The organism is Sulfurimonas aquatica, from assembly GCF_017357825.1.
Classification (GTDB): domain Bacteria; phylum Campylobacterota; class Campylobacteria; order Campylobacterales; family Sulfurimonadaceae; genus Sulfurimonas; species Sulfurimonas aquatica.
Map to the genome: position 1 here is coordinate 298,257 of NZ_CP046072.1, position 13,688 is coordinate 311,944.

The 13,688-nt window shown below is 35.1% G+C and carries 4 protein-coding genes; 2 read left to right on the forward strand and 2 right to left on the reverse strand.

The genetic code is table 11. From position 1 onward, the window contains the following. Positions 1 to 35: 35 nt before the first annotated feature. Positions 36 to 11,573, forward strand: a complete 11,538-nt coding sequence (locus tag GJV85_RS01560; RefSeq protein ID WP_207562131.1) for a carboxypeptidase regulatory-like domain-containing protein — start codon at positions 36 to 38, stop codon at positions 11,571 to 11,573. A 71-nt stretch (positions 11,574 to 11,644) separates the two neighbouring features. Here the strand turns inward: GJV85_RS01560 and GJV85_RS01565 are convergent, their stop codons facing one another. Then, the gene (locus tag GJV85_RS01565; protein WP_207562132.1) at positions 11,645 to 12,553 is read right to left on the reverse strand and encodes an AEC family transporter; all 909 of its coding nucleotides are present in this window, start codon (positions 12,551 to 12,553) and stop codon (positions 11,645 to 11,647) included. Between the two features lie 27 nt (positions 12,554 to 12,580). Here GJV85_RS01565 and GJV85_RS01570 point away from each other — a divergent pair, with 27 nt between their 5' ends. Then, on the forward strand, positions 12,581 to 12,901 hold the full coding sequence (locus tag GJV85_RS01570; RefSeq protein WP_207562133.1) for a thioredoxin family protein: 321 nt from the start codon (positions 12,581 to 12,583) through the stop codon (positions 12,899 to 12,901). A gap of 4 nt (positions 12,902 to 12,905) precedes the next feature. Here GJV85_RS01570 and GJV85_RS01575 read toward each other — a convergent pair whose 3' ends face one another. Beyond that, complete coding sequence (locus GJV85_RS01575; protein WP_207562134.1) at positions 12,906 to 13,655, reverse strand: TrmH family RNA methyltransferase; 750 nt, start codon at positions 13,653 to 13,655, stop codon at positions 12,906 to 12,908. Positions 13,656 to 13,688: the final 33 nt, after the last annotated feature.

The following is a 13,688-nucleotide window of genomic DNA, read 5'->3' on the forward strand; positions in this document are numbered from 1 at the left end:
ATAATTCATGATAATATGTTTTACGGAGTTTAAATATGAAAAATACTATACTAAAAATAAGCACAGTACTAATACTTACAGTATTTCTGGGAGCCTGTAGTGGTGGGGGAGGTGGCAGTAGTTCAGAGACTCCCACAAGTCCAATAACACCAACCACTAAAACCATCTCCGGAACAATCGTAGATGGACTCATAAAAGATGCAAAAGTCTGTCTTGATTTAGACTCAAATGATGCATGTGATTCCGGTGAGCCAACTACTACTACATCTTCAACTGGTGCATATACTTTATCTATAGATTCCTCACTAAACAGTGAACTAAATATCATTTCTATTGGTGGTACAGATATAGCAACTGGTAAACCTTTTGAAGGAACTCTTAGAAAAACTATTAATACAGCAAGCGATAGTGCAAATATAGTGGTAACTCCACTAACTACGCTTGCTCAAAAAATATATAAACTTGAAAAATTACTAGACCCTACTTATACAATTACTAAAGCTCAAGAGAAACTTGCTACTAACTTAGGCATCACTCCAGCTCAAGTAAAAGCAAACCCGCTCCAAGATAAAGAACTATTCGCTGTTACCCAAAAGATAGTTCAAGCTACTCAACTACTCACAACTACTTTACAAAAAGATGATTCAGACAGAGTAGTAAACCAAGAGGTATTTGAAAAGGTACTTACTCAAGTAGCTAAAACAGTCAATGAAGACTCAACTACTAAAGATCTTAATGTAACAACACTTGCAGGAAACATTAGAACTGCAGATGCAGCCGTAACTATTCCTAATGAAGTTATAACTGCAGTCCAAAACTATATAGATGAAGTAGAGAAAAAAATAAAAGAAACTACAACTACGTCTCAGTTAGATGACATACAAGACGCCATAGATACTTTTACGGCAGAGATAATAGCTAAGATAAAAACTTCAACAGATATAGCTACAGATTTACAAACAACTATAGATACTCTAAAAGGAACAACAGCTACATCTATTATAGCGGTAGCCCAAAGCTCTAAGGCAGTAATGACAAGAGCAGTAACCCTTCAAAGTGGAGATACTACAAATACATTTATAACTACACAGTGTGGAACACTCGGTGGTATAGCAGTATATAGCGGTATAGATGAGAACAATGATGGAACCCTTAGTATATCTGAACAGAATCCTACACCTCAAGTAGTCTGTAATGGTAACGATGCACCAGCTGTAAACTTCTCAGCAAACCCACTCTCCATAGGAAATACAAACTGTCCAGCAGGTGGAATAGAACTCATAGCAGGAGATCAAACAACTTACCTCTGTAATGAATCAACTACACAGACTCCTACAACTACAGACTTTACTAAAACATCAACAATCATTGGTACACTAAACCTAGTAACTGTAAATGCAGCCCCTGCTAGAAAAGCAATAGCAAGATTAGCAGTAGCAATAGAACAAGATGAAGTATATTTAATACCAAGCTCAATTAATATAGCTACCACAGAAGAGGTAGAGGCTAAAGCTACAGATGCTACAACACCTATTCCTGAGCCAGTAATAGAACCAATTACAGTAGCAGTAGCAGCTGATAATACATATGAGATACCATATTTACCATCAGGTGAATACTCATTAGTATATATAGATGATGTAACTAATGAAGGTATTAAGATAGATGATATTTATGTAGCACCGGATACTATCGTCACTCAGAATATTGAGTCAAGTGATATAACAGTAAATGGTAGTGTGAAACTATTAGCTAAATCACTACAGCTTGGAACTGACATAGGTACAGCCACTGTAAGACTAAATGAACTTGATCGGAATACGACTACAGATACAAATGGATCAGCAAGCTTTACCGGCTTACCAGAAGGTACATACTCAGTAACAGTAAGTAAAGACGGATACGTATCTAAGTACGTTACGTTCAATATAGCTTCAGGACTTGAAACAGACTTACAAACTATAGAACTTAACTCTAAAAAAGGTAAATTAGTAGGTAAAGTAACAGCAGATGTGGTAGATGATCTTGCAAATATTATAGTTTATGCAAAGTCATCTGATAATTCAATATACACAACACTTACAGACTCTAATGGAAACTATGTATTCAATGCTTTACCAGCAGCAGATGGTTACTCAGTTATAGCACAGGCTCATGACTTTGAGTCTTCTAAAGTAGATAATATCTCTATAGTAAATACGAAGACTTCAAATGCAAACACAATCACTTTATCTAAAGCAGCTATAACAGTTGGATCAGTTGCTGGATTTGCAAGATTTGGAGATGTGAATGCTTCACTTGATCATGCAGGGATTATCGTTTCTATAGAAGGAACTGACTATGAGGCTATAACAGCTAGAGATGGATCCTTTATCCTGAACAATATTCTTGCTGGTGAATATACTCTTAATTTTACAGATTCTAACCACTTAACTCAAACTGCACAGAAATCTATTGTTGCTGGCTCAGTAACAAATATTGATAGAGTGAACTTAGTTCCTAAAGTAGGAAATATTACAGGTAAGATAGTAGATGAGAATAGCAATGGTGTAGAGGGCATACATATTACAGTAATAACTCCATCTCAAACACTTACTACTCTCACTGACTCAAATGGTGTTTATATTATCAATGGTGTAATAGCAGGAACACACGAATTAATAGCTGCTAAACCTGGATATGGTGTTGGAACTACACTAGCAACAGTAACAGAAAACACAACAACAGACATTACTTCAACTCCAACTACCGTTACAAGAAAACTTTTAACAGGAACAATCAACCTACAAAACACGACAGATAATGCAGGAGCGACAGTAACTCTAATAGGTTCAGATATTCCAGCGGCTACAACGGACACTAGCGGGAACTTTACACTTTATGGCGTTGGAGCTGGTAACTACCAACTTCAAGTTACAAAGACAGGATTCATAACGCAGAGTATCTCTCTAGCAGTTACAAGTGATAATGGATACTCTGTTCCTTATACTGTTGAGATGGTTGAGTCATTAGGTACACTCAGTGGTGTAGTGTCTCTTGGTAAAACAGACAACTCTGGAGTAGTGGTAAGTATTGCAAACACTACTTATACAACTACAACAAACTCTATAGGTGCATACTCAATGAGTATACCAGTAGGGACATACACAGACTCTATCCAATTTACTCATCCAAGTTACACAACGGCAACATATGCAAATGACTTTAACATCACTGCTTCACAAACTACTTCAATAGCTAAAGTAGATATGGCGTCACTTACAGGTGGCGTTACTATTCAAGTTACAGATGGTGCAAACCCAGTTGCAAATGCAAATGTAAGAGTTATAGATGGAACTACGTTTACAACAGATGCTAATGGTAATGTTACTCTAACAAATATCAATGTAGGAAACCAAACAGTTACAGCTTCTAAAGATGGGTATGGAATAGGAACACAAAGTGTAACAATCACTTCAAATACAACTCTAGATGCAACAGCTAATCCTATAGTACTGACACAGTTAACATTAACCGGAACAATCAATCTTCAAAACACAACAGATAATGCAGGAGCGACAGTAACTCTAATAGGTTCAGACGTACCAGTGGCCACAACAGACTCAAGCGGTAACTTTACACTTTATGGCGTTGGAGCTGGTAACTACCAACTTCAAGTTACAAAGACAGGATTCATAACGCAGAGTATCTCTTTAGCGGTTACTAGCGATAATGGATACTCTGTTCCTTATACTGTTGAGATGGAAATGAAGTCAGGTGTAATTAAAGGTAGTGTAAAACTAGAGAACCAAATAGATTATTCTGGTGTAGTTGTGACCTTAGATGGCACAGAATATTCTACTATAACTGATTCAAGTGGTTTATGGAATTTATCAGTTCCAGTTGGAAACTATAGCTCAGGTGTTAGTTTCGTTAAAAAGGATTATGCACAAGGAATAGATGATTCGACTATAACAGTAACGGAAATAGGTTCATATATCCTTTCTGAAAAAGTATTATTACAATCAAATGCATCTATAGTTGGAACTATTAGAGTTGACGATACAGCAGATCTAAGTATTGCTGAAGTTAATATTGTTGGAATTAGTGGTGCAGCATCTGGCGTAGAGGGAATGACAAACCCAGAGCTAAATGGTGATATCTCTTTTTCATCACTCCCATTAGGTACATATCTATTAACGGTTAGCTATCCAGATGGACTCCATGAAGTTGTAACTAAAAGTGTAACACTTGACAGTACTAGCATATTAAAAAGTATCGGAGAGATTGTATTAAGAACAAGTTTTGTAACTATTAATAGTAATGAAACATATACTAACTTATTAACAGCAACTCTAAGCATTGGTAGCTCAAACGCTACTTATATGCAGGTAACAGAAGGAAGTACTACATATCCTATAGAAGTATTTTCTAAAACTACAGATATTGTTCTAAGTAGTAACAATGGCCTGAAAAGTGTAACAATAGACTTTTTTGATGTTAATAGCTTACCTTTAAGTTCTGTGAGTGATACAATTATTCTGGATAATATATTAAACAATAATGGCTTTGTTATATCAGGAGCAAATACTTCTGGCGATACTTTACATATTAGTTTAGATATTGGTGAGACTAATGCAAGTGTGATTAGTTCAGTACCGGGTCTCTATACAAATTTAAAACTTTTTGACAATGGTTTAAATGGAGATGAGACAGCAGATGATGGTGTTTATGAAAGAAACTATGTTGTGCACACAGCAAGTGAACTTGAGATAAGAGCAGAAGCAAGAGTAACGGATAAAGCTGGAAATACTGGAAATTACATTAGTTTGAACTCTTTAAAACTAAAAACAGCACCTTCAATTGAAAATGTGAATGTTTCAACAGACGCTTTAAATAATAGCATGAGTATTAGTTTTACAACAAATGAGCCAACTACTAGTTTAATCCGTTATGGAGCGAGTTTTAGTACCTTAGAGAGTAGTGAAAACATAAAAGAAACTTTATCAACAAATCATTCTATAACTTTGAGTAATTTAATAGCAAATGAAGAAGTATATTATGAGATTACAGTGAGTGACTCTTCTAATTTACAATCAAAATATAGTGCTTATGACAAGTTGGCTCCAGCAGAACCACAAAATCTAGCTGTAGTAGCAGGAAACTCTGAAATAGGTATTTTATGGGATGGAATTGTTAGTAGTGAAGTAGCATACAACTTGTACCGTTCAGATGATGGAATTACTTTTACAAAGGTAAATACTCAAGCTTTCAAGCAAAACTACTACCTAGATGAGACAGTAGCAAACGATCAAGAGTACACATACTATGCTACAGCTGTTGATTTACAAGGTAATGAAAGTCTTTCAAGTCAAATACTTTCAGCGACCCCTCTAAGTGTATACACGGGTCCAACACCTTTAACATATAACTTAATAGATACAAATAGCATCTGGTTAAAATCAAGATCACCATATCAGGTCTCTAGTAACACTAAAGTAAAAGCTGGGGTAGAACTTATCTTGATGCCAGGTACTAAAGTCGATTTTACAAACGACTCGATTTTATTACTCGAAGGTCAGCTCAAAGGTTATGGAACAGCAGAGAACTTACTAGAACTCAACAATGGAAGTATAGTATTTGATACAACTCATGAGAGCCTATTGAATTATGCAACTCTTAACTATATGAAAATATACAAAAATATAGAAGCGGAAAATTCAAGACCATACTACTTAACAGAGATGACATTGAACGATAGTACTGTAAATGTAAGTAACAGTTTAAGTTATTCTTCTTATTCAAATTTTTATATAAAAGAGATCAATAGGTGTATGTTTAATGAATCTGGCATAGGCTCACAATATAATGGGCACCAACCAAAAATTGGATCTGCCAACAATTCAACATTTAATACAACAACTGTATACAGTAACTATTACATGGCATATATAAATTCAGCAAGTAATTCTCATTTTAGTAATGCTTCATTTTATGTTGCAAATGCTGTTGAGTCGGCATTTACTAATATAGATAAGTTAAGTGGAAATAGTTTAAGTTCCTCTGAGCTTAACAATGTGTCTGTAGAGAATATTGGTACGATAGAAAAAAGTAGTTTTACGGATGTACAAATAAGTAACTCATATTCAACATCGATAAAAGATAGTAATTTAACAAATACCAATGTTGTTATTAGTGGAGATTACTCAAAACTAACTATGCATTATTCAGTGTTAGATACAAACTCGACTATCTCTTCTAGGTATCTTGATGCGTCTCATAACTACTGGAGTACAACGGATTTAGCCGAGATTACATTGAGAACTAGCTATAGTCCTAGTCAAATAAATGGAACTCACCTTTACCCTATCATTACAAGTTCTGATCTATATAGTGCTGATTTTGATGGAGATACGATTCCTGATTTTATGGATTACGATAATGATAATGACGGGTATTCAGATTTACAAGAAGACTGGGCATCTGATCCTGAATATGGGTCAATATATAACCCTTTAGATGCTACATCTTTCCCTGTAGATAGTCTTGGAAATGTACTTGAAAAAGATAATGACATGGACGGATCACCAGACAGCGAAGACCTAGACGATGACAACGACGGTATAGCAGACATAGACGAAGTAAACTACGGCACAAGCCCATACTTAAGCGATAGCGATGGAGATGGAGTAAGCGATAGCGATGAAGTAGCTTATAAATATGATCCAGTAAATAATGCTAATTATCCATTAATGGGAAATAAGTCAGGTATAAACATAGATAGTTCAAATGTAAATAGCGATGGAGTTGTATATTTAGCCGGTGGCTCAATAACTTTAACAAACGTAACCATCTCGGCAGGGACGAAACTTACGATAGAGAAAGATACGGTAGTATATCTAAACGACTCAACCATAACCGCTACTAAAACGAATCCTATTGTGTTTAGAAGCTCGGGTGCGGGAAGCGGACTACTTTACCTTTCAAATACAAAAATGAGTTATGCGAATGTTAAGTTAGCACTTAGATTGACTTTGGTTACCAATTCTAAATTGTCTTATTCAGATGTTGAGTTTAACAATAGTTATAATACATTAACTGATTCAACTTCATCAATTACTAGCTCGTTTATTAATGGAACAGGTGGTTCTTGGCATAACAACGGATCAATCTTAAATAGTTATGTAACTGGTAATTATTTTTATAATCAAAGTACAGGTATTATTGACTCTTCATATGTAAAATTAACATATGATTATATTTATAACGAAGGCGGAACAGTAATAAATAGTTATGCATTCAGAGTTTATGCACAAAGTAACTCAAAGGTTGAGAACTCAGTTATTGAAAACTTACTTGGTAGTTCAGACCATGCAGAGATAATTAATTCAGATATTAAAATGTCTACAAGTAATGCAAACTTTTTCTTTAATGGCTCATTCATTCAAGATTATTCAGGAAATTTTTATAGTGGACTGGGAACTCCAGAAGATCAAATAGGTGATGGTGTTGTAGAGACAGTATTTACCATTGATACTACAGATACAGTGATGACAGGAGCAACTTATACTGTTGATGGGATAACTAATCCAAGATCTGTTAAAAACTTTGATGAAACAATCACAGCCTATGCAAGCAGTTCTTTATGGTCCCCTCTAAATGTAGGATGCTGGTGGGATAAAAATAATCCGGATGCTTTCCCAGATAAAAACCCACTCGTAAATGTAGCAGTACTTAAAGGAAATGTTTCATTGCCTGACACAAGTGATAACTCAGGGGTAACAGTAAGCATACCAAGTACAAGTTTAACTGCAGTCACAGACACAAATGGTGACTGGAGTATCACTCTGTCTGCTAGAACTTATGATGCTATAGAGTACTCAAAAGAGCATTACATACTAGAGAGTAAAAATATATATGCCCTGCTTGAGACTGGTACGACTACAGATTTAGGTGCTCTTGTCTTAAAGCAAAGTAGTGCTGAAGTGCATGGAACAATTAGTGTTGATGAAGCTAGTGATATAACACTCGCAACTATAACTGCATCAAGAAATGGAGTTGAGACTATAGTAAGTCCAAGTGTAGATGGAAGTTTTGTATTCCCATCACTTCCACTAGGTGATTATCTATTTAGAGTCAACTATCCAAATGGCAGTTGGGAGAGTGTAAGTAAAGAACTTTTACTCTACTCTGGCACAACTGTTTATAGTTTAGCTAACACTCATCTACGTAACAGTTTTGTGTATATTAACAACAATGATTTATACACAAATAGTTTAGATGTAAACCTTTCTTTAACAAATGCTAATGCATCAACTATGCAGATAACTAATGACACGATCGTAATGGCAGAGGAAGCATTTGTAGGACTAAAACAGATAACTCTTTCAAGTGGCGATGGCGTTAAAAACATAAGTGTTAGCTTTAAAGATACACTAGGAAACCCACTTATCGCTGCACAAAGTAGCATTACCTTAGATACTACAGTGAATTTAGTAGGACTAACACATAGTGGAGCTGCTACTAAAGGAGATACTCTTCATATAACTTTAGATGCAAATGAGACAGACGGATTTGCTTCTGTAGATATCATAGGTTTAGTTACAGGTGTAACACTTTACGATAATGGCCAGAATGGGGATAGTGTCGCCAATGATGGTAACTATGAAGTTGACTACTTAGTTGAGAGTGCTGATGAGTTTAACATAGACATCATTGCTAGCTTTACTGATAGAGCTGGAAATATAGCTAGTGTTAATTCTACTACTCCACTAGTCCTATCAACAATGCCAACTATTTCAAACATTCACGAAGTTTCATCTTCTAATGGGGTAACTATTAGTTTTGAGACAAATGAGGGGACTACCTCATACATCAACTATGGCGTTAATCAAATTGATTTAAATAACACTGTAATTATAAGTAATGTAAATGAAACTATACACTCAATTTTTATCGCTTTAAATCCAGGTGAAGTGCTAAACTATGCAGTGGTAGTAAATGATAGTTATGTAGATAGTGTTTTAGATTCTCAAACTGTACAAATCTCAACTCCTTCGGTAAGCGGTGTAAATGCATCTGCTGGTGATTCAGAAGTTGGACTTGTTTGGTCAGGTGTAGATGGAGCTACTGCTTATAACATCTATAGATCTCAAGATAGCAACAACTTTACAAAAGTAAATATGACTACGATTACTGATTTATATTACCTTGATGCTACAGCAATTAATGGTATTACATACTACTACAGAGTTACATCAGTTGATGCCGATGGTGTTGAGAGTGATAAGAGTAGTTCTTTAGTTGCAACTCCTTCTATAGATCTAGCTGGACCTACAGAGATAGATGGAGCGGTAATACTGGCAAATACTATATGGTTACCAAGTAGGTCTCCTTATAAGTTAACAAATAATGTCCTTGTAAAAGAGGAAAAAAAGTTAATCTTACTAGCAGGAACAACTGTTGAGATGTTAGGGACAGATAGACACATAATGAACAAAGGCTATATCTATGGATATGGAAGTGTTGATAGCAGAGTTACCATAGATGGCGGAAGCATAATATTTGACACTACAAATGAGAGTGCGTTGAACTTTGCTCAGCTTAATTATGTGAAGATATATAAAAATCTTGAAACTACAGATGATAGAGCTGCTAGTCCAGCACCAATGAGTATTAATAACTCTGTGATTGAAAGTTATGCACAGTTTAATTTTTATATTAAGTCGATTGATAACACTGTACTCAATGGATTATATGGAGGTTATTTTAATAGTACATCTTTATACTCATACCGATATCAAGGTTTTCCAAGAATAAAAACTATCACAAACTCTGTATTAAACAAAGTTAACAGTAGTGGTGAGCCAGATACAACAACCAATGCAATAGTATATGCTGATAACATTAGTAACTCCTCACTTAATGGGGCTAAGTTTTTAGTTGGAGGAAGTCTAAGTAAGTCTGTTGTTAGTTCTGCTTATGTAGTGGCTGCAGATAATATTGACGATAATAACTTCACAAATAGTTATATTAGTAACTGGAATTCTACTACACTTAATGATAATACTTTAGTAAATACTCAAACTGATATTAGCGGAGACTACTCAAGACTAACTATGCGATACAATGTTTTAGACAGCGACTCTAAAATCACAAATGCAAAATATCTTGATATTTCTCATAACTACTGGGGAAGTGCGGATCTTATAGCTATAGCATTACAAACAAACTACTCCCCATCTAAAGATGATAACACTCATCTTTACCCAATCATAACATCACCACTTCTCTATGAAGCGGATTTTGACAATGATGGCATAGCCGACTATAGAGACCATGATAATGACAACGATGGATACTCGGACCTGCAAGAGGACTGGGATAGTGATCCATTATATGGATCTATTTATAGTCCACTTGATGATACTTCATATCCAGGAAGTGACACTGGGACTCTTATAGACATTGACACAGATATGGACGGATCACCAGACAGCGAAGACCTAGACGATGATAACGACGGTATTTCAGACATAGACGAAGTAAACTATGGAACAAGTTCATATCTAAGCGATAGTGATGGAGATGGAGTAAGCGATAGTGATGAAGTAGCTTATAAATATGATCCAGTAAATAATGCTAACTATCCATTAATGGGAAATAAGTCAGGTATAAACATAGATAGCTCAAATGTAAATAGCGATGGAGTTGTATATTTAGCAGGTGGCTCAATAACTTTAACAAATGTAACCATCTCAGCAGGTACTAAACTCACAATCGAAAAAGATACATATGTATATCTATATGATTCAACGATAGTTGCAACAAAAACTAATCCGATAGTCTTTAGAAGTTCAGGTGTGGGATCTGGAATGCTTTATCTTTCAAATACTAAAATGAGTTATGCGAATATTAAATTGGCACTTAGATTAAATTTATCAAACAATTCTAAATTGTCTTACTCTGATATTGAGTTTAGTAATAATGGGAATCAGTTAATAGATACTACTTCATCAATTATTAGTGCATTTATTAATAGTACAAATGATTATTATAACTACGGAACTATTTTAAATAGTTATGTGACTGGAAGTAGAATTATTCATAACAGCACAGGTATTATTTCTTCGTCATATATCGAATTATCTGATACTCTATACAATAATGGAGGGATAGTTGTATATAGTTATTCGTCATCTATCTATTCTAGAAACAACTCAAAAGTTGAAAATTCAGTTATTGAAGCATTGAGTGCTTATTCTTCTGATAATGCAGAGATAATTAATTCAGATGTTAAAATCAGTTCAAGTCACAATTTCTTTTTTAATGGATCATTCATCCAAAATAGTATAGGAAGTTTTTATGATGGATTAGGAACACCAGAAGATCAGATAGGTGATGGTGTTGCTGAAACAGTGTTTACAATAGACACAACTACTTATACAGTTGATGGTATTGTGAATCCAAGAAGTGCTAAGAACTTTACTGACTGGACTAATGATGTAACAATAAAACAATACTTCTGGGATCCAGCAAATGTAGGGTGCCTTTGGGATATGAACAGTCCAGATGTATTCCCTCTGGCACAATAATAAAACCAGTAGTCTGTAAATAATACTTTATAGTTGCATCGCACCTATGAAGGTTATGTAAGCTGTAAAGCTTACAAAAAAGCCAATACTCTTACCGCAACAAAAATCACCCCTAAAAAGATAAATGAAGATATAAATACAAGTGCCGTGACAACTCTAGCAGAACACTCATAGAGAGAAGCGAGATTTACATTGGCAACTGCTAGTGGCATCATAAGCTCTATAAAAATTATGCCTTTTATCATTGAATCTAAATCGACAAAGTGTAAAACTACAAATGTGATAAGCGGAAGGATGATGAACTTAAACGCGAGTACCCAAGCTACAAGTTTTTTACTTATCTCTTTTATTTTTGTTCCATAAAGATATATACCAAACAAAAAGAGTTGCATTGTCATAGACGCATAAGCTCCCATCATTAATGTGTTTTGTATAACACCACTTGGTTTATAGCCGTAGACGCTTAGGAGTATCGCAACTATAGCCGCCCAAAGAATGGGAAGTTTGAGAATGTTTATCAGTGATGTTCTTGTGTCAAATGTCCCACGGGAGTAGTAAAAGACTCCTATAGTATAAACTACAAACACGTTTACAAGGTTCACAACAGTTGTATAGGGAATAGACTCTTCACCAAAGATGGCGATGTTGATAGGGATACCGAGATTTCCAGTATTTCCAATGATGGCGGCAACCGTAGCTATGGAGTACTCTTTTTTGTCTTCAAACAAAAACTTTGCGACTATTGCTGAAAATATCACGACTATAAGAACTATGAAAAGGTAAATAGATGGAGCATAAAGCAGGGTGATATCTATAGGACGGATGAGAAGTCCCCAAAACGTAAGAAAGACTTGCAAAAAGTAGACGTTTATAAGAGTGATAGTCTTATCGTCTATCTGCTCTTTGAAACTCATTTTTGCGATATAGCCCATAACTATAAAAACATAGATACTTAAAATGGAAAATATAATTGAACTCATAAGGAAATTATACTGTATAATTTTGTTATGAATACAATAGAAAATATAAATAAAACAATAGAAGAAAACTTAGCCGTAATGGTCTACTTCTCAGCTCCGACTTGCAATGTCTGTCACGCCTTAAAGCCAAAACTTCTCGAAGAGTTAGATAAGAACTTTAGCGAGTTTAAAGTGGAGAGTGTGGATATCTCAGTGGAAGAGGATATCGCTCCTCACTTTGGCGTTTACGCCATTCCAACTGTTTTAATCTACTTGGATGGTAAAGAGTTTGTTCGCAAATCTCGTCATATGTCGGTTAATGAAGTTATAGATGAGATTAAACGCCCTTATGAGATTATGACTTCGTAAACTCTTAGGCCATAAATGCGATAAGCGAAGCGGTAACGGCCACGTTTAAAGACTCAACTTGGCGTTTCATTGGGATGCTTATAGAGTCGTTACAGAGTTTTTGAACCTCAGGGCTAACACCATCACTCTCATTTCCTAAAACATAAATAGACTTTTCACTTTTTTTTACGTCATAGATAGTGCTTGTAGCATGAGATGAGAGTGCATATATTTTCGTATTTTCTAGGCTTGGGAGTATATCTTCAAGAGCATCACAAAAGTATATGGGAATTTTAAAAAGAGTTCCAGCACTCGCCTTTATAACAAGGGGAGATATTTTTGCAGAGCTCTTTTTTGGAAGTATGATGCCATCTATATCTGAAGCAGCACATGAACGGATGATCATGCCAAGATTTTGAGGGTTTTGAATGCCATCAAGGGCTATGAGTTTAAAGCTTTTTAACTCTTTTATCTCTTTGGCGTTTGAGTAAGTTTTTGCAATGATATCTATAGCTACACCCTGGTCTTGTTTAGCATTTTTACTGATGCGCGCAAGCACGTTTTTAGCATGGTAGGTTACTTCAACCCCACGCTTAGACGCAAGTGAAAGTATCTCTTTTATAGCTCCATCTTGTTTGTTTGAATCCGCCATATGGAGTTTATGAACTTCAACACTACTATCTTGAAGAACTTCTATAACTACATTACGTCCATAGAGTGTTATAACTTTTTCAAAAAATGCTTTTTTATCTTTATACTCTTGAGAGTCTTGCATACTTTTACCTTTTATTGTAAATATTTTATTAGG

Excerpts from the sequence above, each read along its gene's own strand:
- GJV85_RS01560 (WP_207562131.1), top strand. The coding sequence starts at position 36 with ATGAAAAATACTATACTAAAAATAAGCACAGTACTAATACTTACAGTA.
- GJV85_RS01570 (WP_207562133.1), top strand. The coding sequence starts at position 12,581 with ATGAATACAATAGAAAATATAAATAAAACAATAGAAGAAAACTTAGCC.
- GJV85_RS01575 (WP_207562134.1), bottom strand. The coding sequence starts at position 13,655 with ATGCAAGACTCTCAAGAGTATAAAGATAAAAAAGCATTTTTTGAAAAA.
- GJV85_RS01565 (WP_207562132.1), bottom strand. The coding sequence starts at position 12,553 with ATGAGTTCAATTATATTTTCCATTTTAAGTATCTATGTTTTTATAGTT.